General features: G+C 74.5%; 16 protein-coding genes. 12 read left to right on the top strand and 4 right to left on the bottom strand.

The window, feature by feature from the left end; translation table 11 throughout:
- The first annotated feature begins 350 nt into the window (after nucleotides 1-350).
- From ACFTWP_RS00375 to ACFTWP_RS00365, 3 genes are all read left to right on the top strand, one after another.
- The gene (locus tag ACFTWP_RS00375; protein WP_380261002.1) at nucleotides 351-1,697 is read left to right on the top strand and encodes a protein kinase; all 1,347 of its coding nucleotides are present in this window, start codon (nucleotides 351-353) and stop codon (nucleotides 1,695-1,697) included.
- Between the two features lie 13 nt (nucleotides 1,698-1,710).
- Complete coding sequence (locus tag ACFTWP_RS00370; protein ID WP_380261584.1) at nucleotides 1,711-2,319, top strand: RNA polymerase sigma factor; 609 nt, start codon at nucleotides 1,711-1,713, stop codon at nucleotides 2,317-2,319.
- A 640-nt stretch (nucleotides 2,320-2,959) separates the two neighbouring features.
- Nucleotides 2,960-4,264, top strand: coding sequence for a hypothetical protein (locus ACFTWP_RS00365; RefSeq protein WP_380261000.1), 1,305 nt, complete (start codon nucleotides 2,960-2,962; stop codon nucleotides 4,262-4,264).
- Nucleotides 4,265-4,357: 93 nt separating this feature from the next.
- Here the strand turns inward: ACFTWP_RS00365 and ACFTWP_RS00360 are convergent, their stop codons facing one another.
- The gene (locus ACFTWP_RS00360; RefSeq protein WP_380260998.1) at nucleotides 4,358-5,155 is read right to left on the bottom strand and encodes a hypothetical protein; all 798 of its coding nucleotides are present in this window, start codon (nucleotides 5,153-5,155) and stop codon (nucleotides 4,358-4,360) included.
- 290 nt (nucleotides 5,156-5,445) lie between these two features.
- On the opposite strand from ACFTWP_RS00360, the gene ACFTWP_RS00355 reads away from it, so the two are divergent.
- Both ACFTWP_RS00355 and ACFTWP_RS00350 read left to right on the top strand, forming a co-directional pair.
- Entirely contained in the window at nucleotides 5,446-6,180 is a 735-nt protein-coding gene (locus tag ACFTWP_RS00355; RefSeq protein ID WP_380260996.1) for a ribonuclease H, read from the top strand.
- A 175-nt stretch (nucleotides 6,181-6,355) separates the two neighbouring features.
- A complete protein-coding gene (locus ACFTWP_RS00350; RefSeq protein WP_380260995.1) occupies nucleotides 6,356-7,555 on the top strand; it encodes a lactate 2-monooxygenase in 1,200 nt (399 codons plus the stop codon).
- On the opposite strand, the gene ACFTWP_RS00345 is transcribed toward ACFTWP_RS00350, so the two are convergent.
- On the bottom strand, nucleotides 7,552-9,714 hold the full coding sequence (locus tag ACFTWP_RS00345) for a SpoIIE family protein phosphatase (protein WP_380260994.1): 2,163 nt from the start codon (nucleotides 9,712-9,714) through the stop codon (nucleotides 7,552-7,554). The two genes, ACFTWP_RS00350 and ACFTWP_RS00345, sit on opposite strands and share 4 nt — an antisense overlap.
- A 285-nt stretch (nucleotides 9,715-9,999) precedes the next feature.
- Nucleotides 10,000-11,562 (bottom strand): S8 family serine peptidase, encoded by a 1,563-nt coding sequence (locus ACFTWP_RS00340; protein ID WP_380260993.1) that lies wholly within the window; start codon nucleotides 11,560-11,562, stop codon nucleotides 10,000-10,002.
- 431 nt (nucleotides 11,563-11,993) lie between these two features.
- On the opposite strand from ACFTWP_RS00340, the gene ACFTWP_RS00335 reads away from it, so the two are divergent.
- From ACFTWP_RS00335 to ACFTWP_RS00310, 6 genes are all read left to right on the top strand, one after another.
- Complete coding sequence (locus ACFTWP_RS00335; RefSeq protein WP_380260992.1) at nucleotides 11,994-13,247, top strand: tetratricopeptide repeat protein; 1,254 nt, start codon at nucleotides 11,994-11,996, stop codon at nucleotides 13,245-13,247.
- 127 nt (nucleotides 13,248-13,374) lie between these two features.
- The gene (locus ACFTWP_RS00330; RefSeq protein ID WP_380260991.1) at nucleotides 13,375-14,400 is read left to right on the top strand and encodes an MDR family NADP-dependent oxidoreductase; all 1,026 of its coding nucleotides are present in this window, start codon (nucleotides 13,375-13,377) and stop codon (nucleotides 14,398-14,400) included.
- 62 nt (nucleotides 14,401-14,462) lie between these two features.
- Complete coding sequence (locus ACFTWP_RS00325) at nucleotides 14,463-14,834, top strand: MerR family transcriptional regulator (protein WP_380260990.1); 372 nt, start codon at nucleotides 14,463-14,465, stop codon at nucleotides 14,832-14,834.
- A gap of 186 nt (nucleotides 14,835-15,020) precedes the next feature.
- Nucleotides 15,021-16,265, top strand: coding sequence for an MFS transporter (locus ACFTWP_RS00320; RefSeq protein WP_380260989.1), 1,245 nt, complete (start codon nucleotides 15,021-15,023; stop codon nucleotides 16,263-16,265).
- A gap of 130 nt (nucleotides 16,266-16,395) precedes the next feature.
- Nucleotides 16,396-17,388: a GlxA family transcriptional regulator gene (locus ACFTWP_RS00315; RefSeq protein ID WP_380260987.1), complete on the top strand. Its 993-nt coding sequence runs from the start codon at nucleotides 16,396-16,398 to the stop codon at nucleotides 17,386-17,388.
- A gap of 187 nt (nucleotides 17,389-17,575) precedes the next feature.
- Complete coding sequence (locus ACFTWP_RS00310) at nucleotides 17,576-18,262, top strand: cysteine hydrolase family protein (RefSeq protein ID WP_380260985.1); 687 nt, start codon at nucleotides 17,576-17,578, stop codon at nucleotides 18,260-18,262.
- 85 nt (nucleotides 18,263-18,347) lie between these two features.
- On the opposite strand, the gene ACFTWP_RS00305 is transcribed toward ACFTWP_RS00310, so the two are convergent.
- On the bottom strand, nucleotides 18,348-18,701 hold the full coding sequence (locus ACFTWP_RS00305; protein WP_380260983.1) for a VOC family protein: 354 nt from the start codon (nucleotides 18,699-18,701) through the stop codon (nucleotides 18,348-18,350).
- Nucleotides 18,702-18,859: 158 nt separating this feature from the next.
- On the opposite strand from ACFTWP_RS00305, the gene ACFTWP_RS00300 reads away from it, so the two are divergent.
- Complete coding sequence (locus ACFTWP_RS00300) at nucleotides 18,860-19,381, top strand: MarR family winged helix-turn-helix transcriptional regulator (protein WP_380260981.1); 522 nt, start codon at nucleotides 18,860-18,862, stop codon at nucleotides 19,379-19,381.
- Nucleotides 19,382-19,432 lie beyond the last annotated feature (51 nt).

Here is a 19,432-nt window from a genome sequence, read left to right as displayed (position 1 = left end):
ATCGGGCCAGTCGTTCGTTCATTCGAAATGACCGGTGGAGATCCTTCGGCTGCCATCAAGAGTTCATCCAGAACCGGGGTTTGAATTCACTCACCGTGCGCCGAATCACCTCCCCGGCACGGGAGGAGCAACGGCGACGGTGTCCCGGCCGGGCCGGAGGCCGCCCGAATCCACGTCACCCGACGCGGCGCCGGCCGTCCCGGTCCACACCCCCGGGCAGAGCACACGACGGCGGGCAGGGCCAAGCCGTGCCACCGCCCGCCGTGCCCGCCGTCGGGGCCCCCGACGACGGGCGCCCCGAGATCCCGTACGGCCCACCGACGCACGAAGACGATGAAAGGCCAGTGGAGATGCACCGCAAGTTGTCCCCGGCGGAGACGCTGTACGTCAGCGCCTCACGGAGCAGGGCCGTGCTCACCTGCCAGGTCCACGGTGACGTCGACGAGAAGCTGCTGGGGGCGGCCGTCGACGCCAAGGTCGCCCAGCACCCCTCACTGCGCAGCCGGGTCGGACTGGTCGAAGGCGCCCCCGCCCTCCTGCCGCTGCCGGGCGAGCCACCGGCCCTGATCGTCCGGCCGCTCGGGCCCGGCGCCTTCGCCGAGGAGATGAACACCCCGTTGTCGGCGGACGGCCCGCTGTTCCGCGCCGTCCTGCTCCGCGGGAGCGGCGAGCACACCTTCGTCCTGAGCGTGGACCACACCGTCACGGACGGGCACAGCGCACTCGCCCTGCACGACGCCCTCTGGCGGACCTACGCCGAACTCGCTGACGGCGCCGGCGTTCCCGACGCGCGGCAGGAGAACTGGCCGGAGGCCGCCACCGACCTCCTCCCGCACTGCTCCGAACAGCGGATCGCGGAGCACCTCGCCCGCCGCCTCGACGAGTCGAAGCGCGGCCCGATCGCCTTCCTGCCGTACGAGGCGGCGATCGCGGGCCCGAGCACCGGGCCGGGCGGCGAGGGCCCGGGCGGTGACGGGTTGGGCGGTGACGGGTTGGGCGGTGACGGGACCGGCCAGCGCGTCCAGGTGCAGCGCGTGCTGCTCGAATCCGACGCCACCGCACGGCTCGTACGCTACTCACGGGCCGTCGGACTCTCGGTGCACGGCCTGGTGAGCGGCGCCCTGCTGGCGGCCCTGCGCCGCAGGCTCGGCGGCATCCCCGGACCGCTGGCCCTGGGATGCCTGTCACCGGTGGACCTGCGCGGCCGGGTGACACCGCCGATCGGCCGCGAGGTGATGATCCCGGCCGTCACGGGATTCCTCGACATCCTCCAAGTGCCCGCCGACGCCGACCCGCTCGCACTCGGCCGCGAGGTCGTCGCCCACCTGCGCACGGCCATCGAGCGTGGCGACTTCGTCCCGGAGACCCACATCCTGCCCGAGGTGATCGGCAACCCCGCGCTGCTGGCCACCAGCCTCATCGTGACCAACCTCGGCAGCGTGCCGGGCCCGCCGGCGCCAACCGGGCTGCGGCTCACCGGAATGCGCCTCATCCCCGTCCGCGAGCAGTACTACCCGCAGGCCGGGCGCGGACCGCTGATGGCCTGCGTGACCTCCTTCGACGGTCGCCTCGCCATCGAACTCCCCTACAGCACCGAGTGTTTCGGACACGAGCAGATCGGCGGGATCCGCGCGGACGTGGAGGCGGCCCTGCTGTCCTTCGCCGACCGCGACGGCGACACGGCGACGGTGGAGTAGCAGCGTGCCCACGATGACGCCGACCGTCCGCCCCGCCGACACCCGCACCTGCACGACCGAACGCGCCCACCCGGCCACCCCGCCGAAGAAGTACGGCCGCTCCGCGACCGGACCGCACGAACGGGACGTCGCGGCCCTCCTCGCGCGGGCCAAGGCCGGCGACCACCGGGCGGTCAACGACCTCCTGCTGCACGTCGCGTCCTTCGTCAGGCAGCTCTGCGTCCCGATCGCCCGGGAGCACAGCGCCGACGCCGCACAGGACGCGATGCTCGCGATCTTCCGCGGCGTCCGGGGGCTGCGCGACCCCACCGCCTTCTACGGCTGGGTCCGCGCCGTCACCGTACGGGAGGCGATCCGCACGTCCAACCGGCTGAACCAGACCCCCACCGACGTCCTTCCCGACCTCGTCCAGGACGCCAACCCCCTGGTCGCCGTCCACATCTCCGACGTGATGGAGCGACTGCCCGACCACCACCGCCAGATCCTCACCCTGCGCGCCGTCTACGGCCTCAACGAACAGGAGATGGCAGCCACCCTCGGCCTCCCCGTCGGCACCGTCCGCTCCCGCCTGCACCGCGCCCGCCGCAGCTTCGACACCGCCTGGCACCGGCCCTCCGCCTGACGGCCGCGCGACCCGACCCGACCAGCCGCCCGGGGCGGTGCATCGGACACCGGTCGAGGTCGCAGACGCTCTCGGAGCCGGCCCGGCAGTGCGCGGTCGGCCCGTACCGGGAGGCACCGGGACCGAGGCGGCGAGGTTCCGTGGTTCGGGGCGTGGACGGTGCGGGTGACCCCCGCGGGTGCGGGGGTCATCCGGCGTCCGCGAACTGCTGCAACAGCCAGACGACCTCCTCCCGGCATCAGCGGGGGTCAGCCGCGTGAGCGGCCCAATTTTGGCGAGTGGGGCTCTCCTCCCTGCGCCAGCAGGTCAGCCACCATGACCTGGCGGACTGCATCCCGCGATCAGCTGTGCGCGGCCGGTAGCGGTCCGCCCGTTGAGTCTCCGCGGTTCCGGTCACCGCCGGCTGGCTGTTGGTCAGCCACGCCGCTGGGCGTCGGCAGCAGCCCCGATCCACCGCCACGCTGCCGACGACGCACGCGTACGACAGGGCGTGCCCCCATCGCGCACATCACTGCACCCACCAAGGCGGAACCCCGTTCGGCACGCCTTCGGCGACCCGCGTGGGGCCGCGTGGCCGAGGGGGTTGGGAGGGGCGGTAGGCTGCGGCGCTCCACATCTTGATCAAGAGGGGGAAGAGACCGTGAGCGATGTGAACTGGGGACCGCCGCCCGGCGCCGCCGGACCGCCGCCGGGGGCGCCCGGGATGCCGGGCGGGCCGGGGTGGGGGTGGGCCGGCGCCCAGGGGCAGCCGTACGTGCCCGTTGCTCCGCAGCCCGGGGTGATTCCGCTGCGCCCGCTCGGGACGGGGGACATCCTCCGTGCGGTCCTGGCCGTGGTCAGCCGGTACGGCAAGGTGCTCTACCACCAGCTGCTGGGGGTGACGGTCGCGGTCCTGCTGGTGGTGCCGGCCTACGCGGCCTTCGCCGACGCCGCGCTGTCCGGGATCGTCGCGGACCTCCAACGGGATCCGTACCGGACGGCGACCGGTGGGCAGTTGGCCGCGATGATCGCGGTGGCCGGCGGCGGCTGGTTGCTGCTGGTCGGCTTCGCCCTCGCGACGCAGGTCATCGCGACGGCCACCGGGACGAAGGTGGTGCAGCACGCGGTGCTGGGCCGTCCGGTGACCGCCCGCCAGTTGGCCGCCGAGGCACGGCCGTACCTGTGGCCGGTGTTCGGGTCCTTCCTGCTGCTGGGGCTCAGCCTGCTCGTCGTGATGGCGGTCGGTCTGCTGCCGGTCGTCATCGCGGACCTCGCCGGAGCCGGCCCGTTCTCGCTGCTGCTGTTCCCGCTGGCGGTGCTCTCCGTGGGCGTGGGGATGTACGCGCAGGTCAGGCTGGTGCTCCAGATGCCCGTCCTGATCCTGGAGGGCGTCCGGCCGGTGGCCGCCGTCCGGCGGGCGTGGCGCCTCAACGAGGGTGCCTGGTGGCGCAGTCTGGGCATCCCGTACCTGGTGAGTCTGATCGGCTCGACCGTTGCCCAGATCCTGCTGTTGCCGTTCTTCGTCCTCGGTTTCGTGCTGATGTTCGCCCTCGGCGAGACCGGGGTGAACGGGTCCTGGGAGCCCGGCGCGGCGTCGGTGATCGGACTGGCGGCCAGCCTGTGCACGGGTGTGCTGGTGGTGGGCGTGGCCGGTGCACCGCTGATCCCGGTGACCAACGCGCTGTTGTACGTCGACCGCCGGATCCGCCGGGAGAGTCTGGACGTCGCACTGGCGCAGGCCGCCGGCCTCCACCCGGCCCCCTCCCACGCTGCGGCCGCCCACCCCGGTCCCCCGTCCCCCCGGGCGGAGCAGCCGCCGACCGCGGCTCCCGGGCCGTCCCCGGAAGCCACCGCGCCGTCCGTCCCGGCCCAGGATCCGGGTCGGGGGGAACCGGCCTCCGAGCGTCCGGACCCGGGCCCGGACGCGGACGCGGACGCGAAGGCGACCGGCCCGGCCCCGAGCTGACCTGCCCCGAGCTGACCGGGCCCGTCGGTGAATCCGGCACCGCCCGTGCCCGCCGCCCCACCCGGGGCGGCGGGCACGGGCCTTTCGGACCCGTCAGCTCCGGGCGGCCGCCTGCAGCAGCTCGACCACGTTGATCCTCTTCTGCCCGATCTGCTTGTTGATGCCGGCCAGCTGGGACTGCACCGGGTCCGCGCTGAGCGGACGGCCCGGCCGGGCGATGGTCACCCGCTGCATCCCGAGCGCGGCGTAGCCGCAGACTCCCGCCTCGCCGATCACCACGGCCCGGTCGGACTTGGGAAGGGTGACCAGCGCGGTGCTCACCTCGCCGATGAGCAGGAATCCGTCGCTGGCGAACCCGAACTGCACGCCCAGCGACCACTCCTCGATCAGGCCACCGCTGGTCTTCTTGTCGCCGAATCCCGTCTGGGCGTCGGCGTCGGTGGAGGCCGGAGCTGTGACGATGGTTCCGTCGAGGGGTGCGCCGCCCATGGTGCGGTTCTCCAGGATCGCCTTGCTCTGCACGGGGTTGGTGCCTCGGGTGATCACCACCGTGGGCTGGGCCTGCAGGCCGGCGAGGGTGGTGGCCTGGGCGTTCGCCTGCTGGGTCAGTTCGCCGGCGAGCGGTCCGTTCAGGTTGGCCAGACACCACTGCGTGGCCGCCTCGGATTCGACGACCTGGGCCTTGGCCTGGTCGAGCAGCCGGATGTAGACGCTGATGACGTCCACCTCCCGGAAGGTGGCGGCCTGCTCGTCGATCGCCACGAACACGATGGACTTCAGCACCGTGGCGCCGAAGGTCTCGTTCTTCGGCGCGTCGCCCTTCAGTCGCGGGGTGATGGCCTTGCAGGCGGCCGTCACGTCCAGGGTCGTGGATCCGTCGATCGTCAGCATGCTTTCCCGCCTTCGGAGTTGATCGCTGATGACGGATCCGGGACCCGCCCCCCCGTCGGAGCCCCGTCGTTCCCGGACCCCGGATCCGAGCATGGCAGCCGGGACCGTCCGCGCACCTGGATTCCGCAGAATCCCGGTCCTGCGCGGGACTTCCGCTGCGGGCCGGCCGCCACCTACCGTGCGGCCTCGGACGTCCGCGACCCGCCCTCGTCTGCGGGCGGGCCGGGGGAGTTCCCGGGCCGTGCCCCCGGGCTGCTCGCGGGGGCTGTCTGACCTGGCATGATCGACCCATGGTTGAACGAATCATCGCGGCGTGCGACGGAGCCGCCAAGGGCAATCCGGGGCCGGCGGCCTGGGCCTACGTGGTCGCCGACGGCGCCGGCGTCCCGCAGCGCTGGCAGGCGGGGCCGCTCGGGCACAGCACCAACAACATCGGTGAGCTGACCGCGTTGGAGCAGTTGCTGACCGCGACCGATCCCGCCGCGTCGCTGGAGGTGCGCCTCGACAGCACCTACACCCGGGACGCGGTGACCAAGTGGCTGGCGGCCTGGAAGCGGAACGGCTGGAAGACCGCCGCCGGCAAGCCGGTGGCCAACCAGGAGCTGATCCAGCGGATCGACGCCCTCCTGACCGGCCGGGACGTCACCTTCGTCTACGTCCCCGCCCACCAGGTCGACGGCGATCCGCTGAACGCGATCGCCGACAAGGCCGCCAGCGACGCCGCCCGCACCCAGGAGGGCTCCGCCGGGACGGCCGCCGACCTCCCCGTGCCGGATCCCGTCGCGGCCTCGTCCGGGCGCAGCACGCGCACCTCTTCCACCACGCGCACCTCCTCCACCACGAGGTCCGGATCCGCGGCGACGTCCGGGAGCGCGACGAAGCGGAGCTCCGCGGGCGGTGCCCGGACCCTGGCGGCGCGGTTCCCCGGGACGTGCCCGTGCAGCCGCCCGTACGCCAAGGGCGACCCGATCACCAAGGTCGGCAGCAGCTGGGGACACCCCGAGTGCGCGGGCGCCAAGGTCTGAGCCCCCGAGCCGCCGGGGCCCGGGTGGTGGCCCCGGCGCGTCGCGGGGGTGTCCGGGGCCGACCGGGCCGCCCGACTGCGCGCCCGGCGGTCCTTGACGCCCTGGTCGGGCCCTTGCAGGCTTCATCTCGCACGCGCCCCCGTCCGATCCGGTCCACTCGCCCCGGGAGACAGCCATGACGCAGGAACAGCCGCAGTCGCCCGGGAACTTCGGGGACCACCAGCTCGGCATCTACCTGAACGGCATGTTCGCGGACCTGACCCCCGAGCTGACGACCGACCTGGCCGCGCTGGAGGACCAGGCCCGCGCCGTGCTCGCGCCGGAGGCCCTCGGGTACGTGGTGCCGAGCGCCGGCAGCGGGGCGACCCACCGGGCGAACCGCGCGGCCTTCGACCGGTGGCGGATCGTCCCGAGGATGCTGCGCGGCAGCGCCGACCGGGACCTCTCCTGCACGGTGCTCGGCACGCCGATGCCTGCGCCGCTGCTGGTCGCGCCGATGGGTGTGCAGACGCTGGCCCATCCGGAGGGGGAGCTGGCCACCGTTCGGGCGGCGGCGGCGCTCGGCGTGCCGTACGTCCACTCCACCCAGGCCTCGCACTCCTTCGAGCAGGTGGCCGAGGCGGGCGGCGGCGCGCCTCGCTGGTACCAGCTGTACTGGCCCACCGATCGTGAGGTCTGCCTGAGCTTCCTGGAGCGGGCCAAGGCGTCCGGCTTCTCGGTCCTGGTGCTCACCCTGGACACGCCCGTGCTGGGCTGGCGGCCGGCGGACCTGGACCGCGGGTTCCTGCCGTTCCTGCGCAACGTCGGCATCGCCAACTACCTGACCGATCCGGCGTTCCTGGCCAAGCTCGCCAAGCCCGTCGAGGAGGATCCGGGGGCCGCGGCGCTGCACTGGGCGCAGATGTTCCCCAACCACGGCCTGAGCTGGGGCGACCTGCCCTTCCTCCGGGAGCACTGGGACGGCCCGATCGTGCTCAAGGGCATCTGCTCGGTCGAGGACGCGCGGCTCGCGGCGGACCACGGGATGGACGGGGTGGTGGTGTCCAACCACGGCGGCCGGCAGGTGGACGGCGCGATCGCGGCGCTGGACGCGCTGCCGGCGATCGCCGACGCGGTGGGTGACCGCATCACGGTGCTGTTCGACTCGGGTGTGCGGACGGGCGCCGACACCGTCAAGGCGCTGGCGCTCGGTGCGCGGGCGGTGCTGCTGGGGCGGCCCGTCCTGTACGGCCTGGCGCTGGCCGGCCAGCAGGGGGTCGACCACGTGCTGCGCTGCCTGCTCGCCGAGCTCGACCTCACGCTCGCCCTGTCCGGGCACGCCGGCCACGGCCGGCCGACCAGGGAGTCCCTGGCCGCCGCCCAGGACGGGTCCTAGGAGCCCTGAGCCCCGGACGGACCCTCGCCGGGGCCGTCCGGGGCGGTCGGCGGGGGCAGCGGCTGCTCCGCCCAGATGGTCTTGCCGCGCTCTCCGGGGCGCACGCCCCACCGGTCGGTGAGCTGGGCGGTGATGAAGAGCCCGCGGCCGCCCTCGTCGGCGTCGTCGGCGCGGCGCAGCCGCGGGGCGGTGCTGCTGTCGTCGGAGATCTCGCAGATCAGCGTCCGGTCGCGCAGCAGCCGCAGCCGCACGGGGCCGTCGGCATAGCGGACGGCGTTGGTGACGAGCTCGCTGACGATCAGCTGGGTGCTGTCCGTGAGCTCCTCCAACCCCCAGGCGGCCAGTTGCGCGGTGGCCAGCTTCCGGGCCTCGGCGGCGGCCCGGAGCGAGCCGGGGAGCGTCCACGAGGCCGTGTGCTCGGCGTCGAGCCCGTGGGTGCGGGCCAGTAGGAGGACGATGTCCCGTACCGGCTGTTCCGGTGCCAGGGCGTCGGCGATCGCGTCGCAGGTGTCCTGGAGCGAGGCGCGGGCGGTGGCGGTCACCCGGCGCAGCGCGTCCAGCGCCGGGCCCGAGCCGCCGAGCGCCGGTTCGGAGTGGTCGGGGGCCGGGCCGGCGCCGAGCAGGGCCGGGTTGTAGAGCAGCAGCGTGCTGCCCTCCGGGAGGGTGCGCTCGTGCACGGCGTACCGTCCGGTCGCCTGTCCGAGCATGGGCCCGGCGGGCAGGACGAGCGGTTCCACCTCGCCGTTCGGATGGATCAGTACCGGCGGGGGGTGCCCGGCACTGGACATGGTGCAGAGGCGGTTCACCGGGTCGTAGACCGCGTACAGGCAGCTCGCCCGGCAGGCGTCCTCGGGGGGCTCGCCGCCCGGGGCGGCCCCGGGCTGGCCGGCGAGGTCGTGCAGCCGTTCCAGGATCTCGTCCGGTGGCAGGTCGAGGTCCGACAGGGCGGCCAGGGCGGCACGCAGCTCGCCCATCGCGGCGGCCGCGTTGACGGGGTGCCCGATGGTGTCGCCCGCGGCCAGCGCCACCCGGGCCCCGGAGAGCGGGATGACGTCGAACCAGCCGCCGCCGTCGCCGGCGGGCAGGTAGGCGTGGGCGGTCTCCACGGCGGAGCCGGACGGGCCGGCGGGCTGGCGCAGGTCGCGTTGGAGGATCCGCGCCACCGACCGCTCGCGGGAGTACAGGCGGGCGTTGTCCAGGCACAGCGCGGCCCGCGAGGTGAGCTGCTCGGCGAGCGCCAGGTCCTCGCGGTCGAACGGGAGGGGATTGCGCCAGCGGTAGAGGCTGACCAGCCCGAGGACGACGCCCCGGGCGCGCATCGGCAGCACCATCATCGAGTGCACCCCGGCGCCGATGATCCGGCTGTCGCGCCTGCGGCTCGGGTCCAGCCAGGGGGTGTTCTCGTCCAGGTGCGGGATGAGCACCGGGGCGAGGTCCGCCAGCGCCTGCCGGTACGGCGTGCCGACCGGGTAGGTGCCGACGTCGCCGACGGACGGCACGCCCTGGCGGGAGACGTCGGCCAGCGAGCGGAAGCCCGCTCGGCGCAGTGGCGCGTTGTCGAGCACGGCCCCGGCCGCGGGGGCCTCGCCGCGCAGGACCGGGTCCAGCACGTCCACCGCCACGGCCTCGGCGAGGTCCGGCACCACGACGTCGCAGATCTCCTCCGCCGTGCGGAAGATGTCCAGGGTGGTCCCGATGCCGGTGGCGGCCCGGTTGAGCAGGCGCAGCCGGGCCTCGGCGCGGGCCCGGGGGGTGATGTCGGTGATGGCGAACGCCACCCCGAGCACGCCGGCGTCGGCGTCCTGGAGGCGGAAGCAGGCCACCGAGGCCACCGCCTCGCGGGGCGGGTTGTCGCGGTTGCGCGCGCGGATGCGCAGGTCCGGGACGGGTCTGCCGGTCTCCAGCACCCTGCGGGCGGTCCGCTCGACGAACTCGGGGTCGGAGACGTCGAAGGCCCGCAGGACCTCGGTGAGGGAGCGGCCGAGGAAGCGGTCGATCGGGAACTCCCGGATCAGCCGTGCCGCGGCGTTGACGCGGATCAGCCGCAGTCCCGGGTCCAGCAGGTGCAGGCCGACGGGGGACTGCGAGAAGAGCGCGTTCAGCAGAGCCCGGTCGAGGTGGTCCGCGCCCGGGTCGGGCTCGCGATGCGGGCTGTTCACGTTGAGGACCCAACTCTCACCGAACCGGGACGGAGCAGTCGGGCACGATCCAACCCCGAAGGGGCCGGGTTCGCCACCGTTGGGGGCCGTCCCGGCACCCGCTGTTCGCAGGGTCACCCGTTCGGGTGCCGGCGTGGCTCCGGAGCGCACCGGTGGGTCGCGGGGACGTGCCCGCGGATCCCGTCGTCCCGAGTAGCTCCCGCCGCGGCCCGCTCACTCCCCAGCCCGCTCACTCCGCGGCCCGCCCCCGCCCGGCGCCGGCCGGACGGGAACGGGCCGCCGGCCTCAGAACTGCAGGGCCCAGTAGTCGAGATAGCCGGCGAAGTACTCGGAGCCGCCGGTCACCCGCAGCCGCCAGACCCCGTTGGCCGTCCTGGCCGAGGCGTCCAAGCCGAAGATCGTGTGCACGCCCGCGTTGAACGAGCCGGCGAAGAGCGCCTCCTTCAGCCGGTAGGCGGTGCCGTCGGGGGCGACCAGGTCGATGACCAGGTCGTCGGGCCACTGGTGGACGACGTCGACCACGACGTCCAGGTTGGCCGGAGCGCGGCCGGCGACGCCGGTCACGGTCACCGACGACTCGATCGGGGCCTCCTCGATCGGCACGTCGACGGCGTTGGTGAACCGCGGGCCGGGCGGGCGGTTCGGGATGCTCCCGGTGTACAGCAGCCGGTCGGGCGTGCCCGGCTCCAGCCCGTGCAGGGAGCCGGTGGTGGCGGCCGAGGTGAGTGCGGCGGCCACCTGGGCGGGGGTGGCCGTGCGGTGGTCGGCCAGGTAGAGGGCGGCGGCGCCCGCGACGTGCGGGGAGGCCATCGAGGTGCCCGACATCGTGGTGTAGTCCTCGTCGTAGGCGATCCCCGCCGAGGTGATGTCCGAACCGGGCGCGTAGAGGTCCACCAGCGGACCGAAGTTGGAGAACCAGGAGGCGCTGTCGTCGCTCTCGGTCGACCCCACGGTGATGGCCGTGGGCACCCGGGCGGGGGAGTGCTGCGAGGCGTCCAGGCTGTCGTTGCCCGCCGCGACGGTGTACGTCAGCCCGGAGGCGATCGAGTTGCGGACGGCGGTGTCCAGCACGTCGTCGGGGTCGCCGCCCAGGCTCAGGTTGACGACCGCCGGCCTGACGGCGTGGGCGGTCACCCAGTCGATCCCGGCGACGACCCCCTCGACCGTCCCGCTACCGCCGTTGTCGAGGACCCGCACGGCCACCACCGAGGCCTGCTTGGCCACGCCGTACGTGGCGCCGGCCACGGTGGCGGCCACATGGGTGCCGTGCCCGTGCCCGTCGTCGGCGTCGGAGTCCCCGTCGACGGCGTCGAACCCGTACGAGGCCCAGCCGCCGAACTCCTCGTGGCTGATCCGCACACCGGTGTCGACGACGTACGCCGTCACACCCCGCCCGGCGGAGGCCGGGTAGTCGAAGCGGTCGGTCATCGGCGGGCGCCGCTGGTCGATCCGGTCCAGCCCCCAGGACGGCGGCGCCGACTGACTCCCGTCGAGGGAGACCCGGCGGTTCTGGACGACCTCGGCGACCGCCGGATCGGCGGCCAGGCGGCGCGCCTGGCGCTCGGAGAGCTCGGCGGAGAACCCGTGCAGCGCCGCGTCGAAGCTGCGCCGGACCTTGCCGCCGTAGTGGGCGGTGAGCGAGGCGCCCTGCCCGGCGACGGACTTCGCCGCCTGCGGGGTGAGGAGGACGAGGTAGCTGCCCGCGATCGTGCCCGGTGTGCCGGCGCCCCGGACGACACCCTCCGGGCTGCTCGCCGCGGCCGGCAGCACGCCGCCCGCGCCCAGTGCGAGCGCCGCGGCCAGGCCCCCTGCGGCCAGCCCCCGCCACACCTGCCGCCGTGCTGTCATCGGCGTTCCTTCCCCCTGGAGGCGCCCCGACGGTCGCGGCGGCCACCCGCCCCGACGGGCTGGTGGTGCGGCCGACCTGGCCGGGTGCGCGGGCGCGGGGCGCGTCGAACGGCTGCACCCCGGTGCCGTCAAATGGTATGTCCCCAGAAAAGATTGACGCAGCATCAGGAAATTCACAAGGAGTCCGCCGGGTGCGCGGAGGTCCTGGACGGCCGGCCGCACCGCGCGTGCGACGGGCGGGCGCGGATCGGCGTTCTCCGGTCCGCGGGCGGCCCGTCCGGGCATACTGGCGAAAGGCGGCAGGCCTGCTGCGGGTGTGCTGCCGGTGCATCAGTTCGCTTCTGTGACACGTGAGTTCACAGATCAGACCGGGCCTGCGGTGGTACCTCCCTCACTCACCGGGGCCCGGCACCCCGAGCCGGAGGAGCCGCATGCAGGACGAGACGCCGGCCGAAGAGGTGGCTGACCGGGCCCGATCGGCCTTCGAGCTGAGCGGTCGCCTGGTGGCCTCCGGTCGCTACGAGGAGGCCCTGGCGGCGACGGACGAGGCCGCCCGACTCCTCCGGGAGGCGGGCACGGCCGCCCCGTCCACCGGTACGGTGCCCCGCCCGCGGACGCCCCGGGGCCGACGGACCGGCCCCGATGCCGGGCCCGGCTCCCCGGCGGACCTGCTCGCCTACGCCCTGGTCCTGCGCTGCGAGGCGCTGGCCAAGCTGGGGCGGTGGGACGACTGCCTGCGCACCGCCACCGAAGCCGTCGCCATGGCCCGCGCGCAGCAGACCGACGTGCCGTTCGCCGCACCGTTGGCCGCCACCCTGCTGGGCCTCGGCACCGCCCTGTGGGGACTCGGGCGGCCGCAGGAGGCGGTCGTCCTGACCCGGGAGTCCGTCCGCCTGTACCGCGGGCCGGCCCGTACGGACGTCCTCCACCGGGTGCAGCTCGCCACCGCCCTCAACCTGCTCGGCGTGGTGCTGTCCCGACTGGGCCTGCACGTCGAGGCGCTGAAGGTCACCAAGGAGTCCGTCACCCTGCACCGCAGGCTGGCCGCCACGGACCCGGCCACCCACACCCCCGGGCTCGCGCAGGCCCTGAACAACCTGGCCCGGCGCCTGTCGGCCCGGAACAGGAGCCGCCGGGCCCTGAAGGCCGCACAGGAGGCCGTGGCACTCTTCCGGAAGCTGGCGGCGGTCAACCCGGCGGTCCACCGGCGGGACCTGGCGATGGGGCTCGGCAACGTGGCCCGGATGCACGTGCGCCGGGAGGAGTCGCTGGCGGCCGCCCAGGAGTCGGTCGAGATCCTCCGGGAGCTGGACCGCGCCGAACCCGGCGTCCACGGCGCGCTGCTGGCCGATTCCCTGACGCTGTTCGCGGCCGCGCTGGCCGACCTGGGCCGGTACGCGGCGGCGGTCGAGGTGACGGTCCAGGCGCTGGCGATGATGCGGGAGCAGGCCGCGATCAACCCCGTGGCGCGGCGGGGCGACCTCGCCCTGGCCCTCGCCTTCTTCGCCCGGGTCCGGGCCGAGGCCTCGGTCGACCTGCCCGCGGGGCTGGCCGCCGCCGAGGAGGCGGTCGGGATCCTGCGCCCGCTCGCGGCCGAGGTGCCGGCGCTGTACGCCCCCGCCCTCGCTGAGGTGCTCGCCCTGGAGGGCCGGATGCGCTCGACCGGCGCGGGGAGCGGCGGATAGCACCGCCGGCCCGACCTCCCGGGGCCGGCCGGGCTTGACCCTGACCCGCGCGTCAACGGTTAGCGTCTCGGTGTCCGGCGGCGCAGCCCTGCCGCCCCGCTCCGAACTCCCTTTCAGGAGGCCCAACATGACCGCATCCCTCCCGCGCAGTGCCCGCGAGGTCCGGCTCGCCGCCACCCCCGGGGGCCTGCCCAGGCAGGAGCACTTCGCCGTCGTCGAGACCGCGCTGCCCCGGCCCGGAGCGGGTGAGGTACTCGTGCGCAACCGCCACTTCGTGGTCTTCCCCGGCCTGCGCACCCTGATCGGCGGGGAGACCGACGGCCTCCCGCTGCCGCCGCTGCGCAGCGGTGACCCGCTGTTCGGCCCCGCCGTCGGCGAGGTCGTGGCCGCACCGGCCGACAGTCCGCTGCGACCCGGCGACACCGTCGTCCACCTGCTCGGCTGGCGGGAGTACGCCCTGGTGCCCGGCGCCCGGTGCACCCCGGTGGACGACACGCTGCCCGACGCCGTCGCCCACCTCTCCCCGGGGTCCGCCGCGTACGGCGCGCTGACCCGCCTGGCGGAGGTCCGCACCGGCGACACCGTCCTCGTCACCGGCGCGGCCGGGGCCGTCGGCTCCCTGGCCGGGCAGATCGCCCGACTGCTCGGCGCCCGGCGGGTGATCGGCAGCACCGGCTCGCCGGAGAAGGCCGACCGCCTGATCGCCGAACTCGGCTACGACGCCGTCGTGCTGAGGGGCGCCGGCCCCCTGACGGCCCAGCTCGCCGAGGCGGCGCCGGAGGGCATCGACGTCCTGCTGGACACCGTCGCGGGCGACCACCTCGTCGCCGCCATCGACGCGGCCCGGCAGGGCGCGCGGTTCGCCCTGGTCGGCGCGCTGGCCGGGCAGATGTCACCGGACCGGGCCGGCGGCAGCGCGCCGGTGGAGATCGACGCCTTCCGCTTCCTCGTCAAGGGCATCTCGATGCGCGGCTACAGCGGCGTCGACCACCCCGACGTGGAGCAGGAGTGGATCGGCCGGTTCGGCGCCTGGCTGCGCTCCGGGGAGATCGTCTTCCCGCACACGCGGATCGCGGGCATCGATCGCGCGCCGCTGGCGTTGCAGGAGATGATCGAGGGCCGGCACTTCGGGGCCGTCGTGGTGGACGTGTAACGGCGTTGGTGCGGTGCCCGGTCGGCCGACCCGACCGGTGCCGACAGGGAGGGCGGGGCGGGATGCGGATCGGTGAGGCGGCGGCGGCCACCGGGGCGACACCTCGGGCACTGCGGTTCTACGAGCAGCGCGGCCTGCTGCCCCCGCCCGTCCGCACGGCCTCCGGCCAGCGCGAGTACGGGCCCGCGGAGGTGGCCCGGGTCCGCGTCATCCGCGACCTGCTGGCCCTCGGCCTGACCGTCGAGGACCTGCGCGGCTGCGCCGACCGCCTCCACCTGCTCGACGGGGACCAGCCGCCGCGGTGCGGGTCCGTCGAGCCGGGCACCCCCGGCTCCGGGGTGGTCGGCCGACGGCTGGCCGTGCTCGACGCCGAGCTGGCCCGGCTGGCCGGCCTGCGGGAGAACCTCGCGCGGCGCGCGTCCGGTGAGGGCTGACCCCGACCCGCACTCCTCGACCGCTCTTCTCCCTACCAGCCGGCGCGGCGGACGGCGCACGGCCCTCGGCGCGCGCCCGCCCGGTCGGCGAGGGCCGGTCGGGTTTGACCCCGAACCACCCAGCCGCTTTGCTGTCACGGGTCGACACGGGGTCGCCCGGTCGGATGGTCGAGGGAAGCGCTGGAGATGGCGGGCAGGAGATCGTTGGGGCGGCCGTTCGGGTGGCTCTGGGCGGCGTACGGGGTCAGTGCGTGCGGCACCTGGCTCGCCTTCGACGCGCTCCCCGTGACCGCCGTGCTGGTGCTGCACTCCGGGCCGGCGGCGGTGTCGGTGCTGGCCGCCTCCGCGGCGGCGGTCGGGGCGCTGGTCGCGGTGCCGCTCGGCCCGTGGGTGGAGTTCCGCCGCAAGCGGCCGGTGATGATCGCGATGGACCTCGCCCGGTTCGCGGCCCTCATGACCGTTCCCGCCGCCTACGCGCTCGGCCTGCTCGGCTTCGCCCAGCTCCTGGTCGTCTCGGTGGTGGTCGCCGCGGCCGGGATCACCTTCACCGCGGCCGGCGGCGCGCACCTGAAGACCTTCGTGCCGCCCGAGGACCTGCTCACGGCCAACGCCCGGTTCGAGTCCACGAACTGGACCGCGACCATGCTCGGACCGCCGCTCGGCGGGGCCGCGATCGGGCTGTTCGGCCCGGTGGTGACGATCGTGGCCGACGCCGTGAGCTTCCTGCTGTCGGCCGTGGGGATCCGCGCGATCGGCGGCGGCGAGCCGCGTCCCGTACGGACCGGCGGATCACGGCTCCGGGCCGGCGACCTGCTCGAAGGATGGCGCCACATCCTGGCCCACCGGGAGCTGCGCCCGCTGTTCTTCAACACCGTCCTGGTCAACAGCCTGATCATGGCCACCGCGCCGCTCCTCGCCGTCCTCCTGCTCGGCCCGCTCGGCTTCGCCCCCTGGCAGTACGGCCTCGCCTTCGCGGCGCCCTGCGTCGGCGGCCTCCTCGGCTCCCGGCTGGCCGGTCCCCTGGTCGCGCGGTACGGGCGGCAGCGGGTCATGCGCACCACCGGGATCCTGCGCGGGTGCTGGTCGCTCGGGTTGGCCTTCGTCGGCCCCGGCACCGGGGGGCTCCTGCTGGTCATCGCCGTCGAACTCGGACTGATCACCTGCATGGGTGTGTTCAACCCGGTGTTCGCGGCCCACCGGCTGGACCTGACGGCGGCGGACCGGGCCGTCCGCACCCTGTCCGCGTGGTCGGTGAGCGCGAAGGCCGTCACCGCGCTGCTGACCGCGTCGCTGGGGTTGCTGGCCGGCGTCACCGGCCCCCGTACCGCGATCGCCGTCGCCGGTCTGCTGCTCCTGGCCACCCCGCTCCTCCTCCCGCGACGCGATCGGACGCCGCACCCGGAGCCGGCACCTGCGCCCAGCGCCGCGTGACGGGCCGGCGCCGCGTGACGGGCCGGCCCGCGTGACGGGCCGCCTCGTGGAGGTCCGTTGCCGGCGGCGTGTCCGAATGTGACGCCAGACCGTCATTGTGGTCATGGTGTGGCGCGGAGAGGATGGGCTCATGCCCCTTCCGCACCGTGTCGTCATCGCGGTCTTCCCCGACGTCGACCTCCTCGACGTCACCGGCCCGGCCGAGGTCTTCGCGCTGGCCAACCGGCAGACCGCGGGCCGCGCCGGCTACCGGGTCCGCCTCGCCGGGCCGGTCGCCGGCGCGGTACGGACCTCGGCCGGCGTGCGACTGCTGGCCGATCTCGCCTTCGACGAGGTCGGCGGGCAGGTGGACACCCTGCTGGTGCCCGGTGCGGTCGACCTGACCGAGGACGGCCCGGTGGCCCGGATCGACACCGACGTCGTGGCCTGGGTGAAGGAGACCGCGCCGCACGCCCGCCGGGTGGCATCGGTGTGCGTCGGCGCGCACGTGCTGGCGGCGGCCGGCCTGCTGGACGGGAGGACGGCGACCACGCACTGGTCGACCGCCGCCCAGCTCGCCGCCGACCATCCGGCCGTCACCGTCGACCCGGACCCGATCTTCGTCCGGGCCGACCGCGGCCGGCTGTGGACGGGCGCCGGCATCAGCGCCTGCCTGGACCTCGCGCTCGCCCTGGTGGCGGAGGACCTGGGCGAGGAGGTCGCGCTGGCGGTGGCCCGGCAGCTGGTGATGTACCTCAAGCGGCAGGGCGGGCAGAGCCAGTTCTCCGTCCCGCTCAGCCGGCCCGCCTCGGACCGCCGCGACATCGACGAGCTGCGCCTGTGGATCGCCGAGCACCTCGACCAGGACCTGTCCGCGGAGGTGCTCGCGGCCCGGATGTGCCTGAGCGAGCGGCACTTCGCCCGCGTCTTCAAGCAGGAGACGGGCGCCAGCCCCGCCTCCTACGTCGAGGCCGCCCGGGTCGAGGTGGCCCGGCGCCTGCTGGAGACCACCGACGGCGCGCTCGACCGGGTCGCGGCGGCGGCCGGACTGGGCTCGGCGGAGACCCTGCACCGGGCGTTCCGCCGCCAGCTCGCCACCACACCCGCCGCCTACCGCCGCCGGTTCCGCACCTTGACCGCCTGACCGCCTGACCATCTGACTGCCTGACCGCCTGACCGTCCGGCTGTCTGACCGCCTGACGGCCGACCATCCGGTCCGGGGCCCGATCCCCGGACCGCTCCCTCCAGCGGTTCCCACCGCGCCCCCCGAGTGCGCAGGTACGGCGCTCTGCTTCGCCATGCCTGCTTCCACCTGCCACGAAAGGCTTCCGATGACCACGAACCAGCCCTCCACCGACCAGCGTTCCACCGACCGGTCCGCCACCGCCCGGTCCGTCACCGACGCCCCGCCCTCCAGCAGCCTGCGCGAGGTCTTCGGCCTGGACAACCGGCCGCCCCGGCTGGGCGAGTCGGTCCTCATCATGATCGACTTCCAGAACACCTACCGCACCGGCGTGATGGCCCTGGAGGGCGCCGAGCAGGCCCTCGCCGCCGGCGCCCGGTTGCTGGAGCGCGCCCGGGCCGCCGGCACCCCGGTCGTCCACGTCGTCAACGACGGCGGTGAGAACACCCCCTACGACATCCGTGCCCGGATCGGCGCCATCAGCGACGAGGTGGCCCCGGCGGCCGGTGAGGCGGTCGTGGTCAAGCAGGTCCCCAACGCCTTCCACCGCACCGAATTGGAGAAGATCCTGACCGACCTGGGCGCCGCGCCGGGCGCCGGCAGGGACCTGGTCATCGCCGGCTTCATGACCCACATGTGCGTCAACCACACGTCCCAGGGCGCCTTCAACCTCGGCTACCGCCCCACCGTCGTCGCCGAGGCCACCGCCACCCGTGCCCTCACCACCCCGGACGGCGCCGTCCTGTCGGCGGCCGCCCTCCAGGCCGCCGCCCTGACCACCATCACCGACCTGTTCGGCACGGTCGTCCCCACCGTCGACGCCCTGCCGGTCTGACACCGATGTGTCCCGGCCGCCCCGGACCGGTCGGGGCGGCCGGGGGCAGCCGGGACACGGTCGGCCTTCGATGGTGCGGACGCGGTCAGGCGGGCTGCCACAGTTCGATCCGGTTGCCCTCGGGATCGGTGACCCAGCCGAAGCGTCCGACGCCTTCTATGTCCTGCGTCTCGGCAGCGACGTTCGCTCCCTTGGTGCGCAGTTGCGCGAGCATCGCGTCCAGGTCGCGGACCCGGAAGTTGAGCATGGCCTGCTGGCCGCGGGACCCGAAGTACTCGGTGTCGGGCTCGAAGGTCGCGAACACCGTCGGCCCGGCCTCCTGACGCCAGAGGCCGTTCTCGTCGGCTTCCAGGCCCAGGCAGTCGCGGTACCAGGCCCCCAGGGACGCCGGGTCGGCGGCCCGCATGAAGTACCCACCGATTCCAAGCACGTGTTCCATACGGCCATCCTGCCAGGACGGCGATCGGCCCGCCGGGCACCACGCCCGCCGCCCGTTTCCTGCCCCGCGCGTGGGCTGGACGAGGGTTCGTCGACCCTCGTCGGACGGGCACCCGGGGTGCCTTGACAGACCAAGTAATTAGCCGCCATATTATCTACATGACGAGGGACGGTGGCATCGACGGCGAGGCGCCCACGCTCGACCAGGCCAGGCGGCAGGTCGAGCACTACGGCCTTGAGGTGGATCCGCAGGCGGTGCTGGTCGCGGTGCGGCTGATCTCGGCCGGCGCGAGGGTCGGCCGGGCGGCCGAGGTGCACTTCGCCCGATTCGGCCTGTCGACCGGACGCTACCGGCTGCTCGCCGACCTGGAGGACCACGGGGGGGAGAAGTCCCCCTCGCGTCTCGCGGAGGACCTCGACGTCTCCAGGGCCACGGTCACCGGCCTGCTGGACGGCCTTGAGCGCGAGGGGCTGGTCGCCCGACGTCCGTCCGTCGAGGACGGCCGGGGCACGGTGGCCGTCCTGACCGCGCGCGGGGCGCAGCGCCTGCGCGACATGGCCGCCGATCACTTCGGGCGGCTTGAGGCGATGGTGGGCGGGCTCTCTGTCGAGGAGCGTGCGGTGTTCCTGGATCTGCTCGCCCGGGTCGTGCGCGGCAGCGCGGCCCTGGTCGCCGACTGACCCGGCTTCGGTCGGTCGTGGCCCCGCCTCCGGGCAGGGCCCTTTTTACGA

The sequence above is a fragment of the Kitasatospora sp. NPDC057015 genome (genome assembly GCF_042673745.1).
Lineage (GTDB): Bacteria > Actinomycetota > Actinomycetes > Streptomycetales > Streptomycetaceae > Kitasatospora.
The sequence above is the reverse complement of the archived record's forward strand: the minus strand, read 5'-3'. Positions and strand labels throughout refer to the sequence as shown.

Excerpts from the sequence above, each read along its gene's own strand:
- ACFTWP_RS00310 (WP_380260985.1), top strand. The coding sequence starts at position 17,576 with ATGACCACGAACCAGCCCTCCACCGACCAGCGTTCCACCGACCGGTCC.
- ACFTWP_RS00335 (WP_380260992.1), top strand. The coding sequence starts at position 11,994 with ATGCAGGACGAGACGCCGGCCGAAGAGGTGGCTGACCGGGCCCGATCG.
- ACFTWP_RS00360 (WP_380260998.1), bottom strand. The coding sequence starts at position 5,155 with ATGCTGACGATCGACGGATCCACGACCCTGGACGTGACGGCCGCCTGC.
- ACFTWP_RS00305 (WP_380260983.1), bottom strand. The coding sequence starts at position 18,701 with ATGGAACACGTGCTTGGAATCGGTGGGTACTTCATGCGGGCCGCCGAC.
- ACFTWP_RS00325 (WP_380260990.1), top strand. The coding sequence starts at position 14,463 with ATGCGGATCGGTGAGGCGGCGGCGGCCACCGGGGCGACACCTCGGGCA.
- ACFTWP_RS00350 (WP_380260995.1), top strand. The coding sequence starts at position 6,356 with ATGACGCAGGAACAGCCGCAGTCGCCCGGGAACTTCGGGGACCACCAG.
- ACFTWP_RS00320 (WP_380260989.1), top strand. The coding sequence starts at position 15,021 with ATGGCGGGCAGGAGATCGTTGGGGCGGCCGTTCGGGTGGCTCTGGGCG.
- ACFTWP_RS00330 (WP_380260991.1), top strand. The coding sequence starts at position 13,375 with ATGACCGCATCCCTCCCGCGCAGTGCCCGCGAGGTCCGGCTCGCCGCC.
- ACFTWP_RS00375 (WP_380261002.1), top strand. The coding sequence starts at position 351 with ATGCACCGCAAGTTGTCCCCGGCGGAGACGCTGTACGTCAGCGCCTCA.
- ACFTWP_RS00340 (WP_380260993.1), bottom strand. The coding sequence starts at position 11,562 with ATGACAGCACGGCGGCAGGTGTGGCGGGGGCTGGCCGCAGGGGGCCTG.
- ACFTWP_RS00300 (WP_380260981.1), top strand. The coding sequence starts at position 18,860 with ATGACGAGGGACGGTGGCATCGACGGCGAGGCGCCCACGCTCGACCAG.
- ACFTWP_RS00370 (WP_380261584.1), top strand. The coding sequence starts at position 1,711 with ATGACGCCGACCGTCCGCCCCGCCGACACCCGCACCTGCACGACCGAA.
- ACFTWP_RS00315 (WP_380260987.1), top strand. The coding sequence starts at position 16,396 with ATGCCCCTTCCGCACCGTGTCGTCATCGCGGTCTTCCCCGACGTCGAC.
- ACFTWP_RS00355 (WP_380260996.1), top strand. The coding sequence starts at position 5,446 with ATGGTTGAACGAATCATCGCGGCGTGCGACGGAGCCGCCAAGGGCAAT.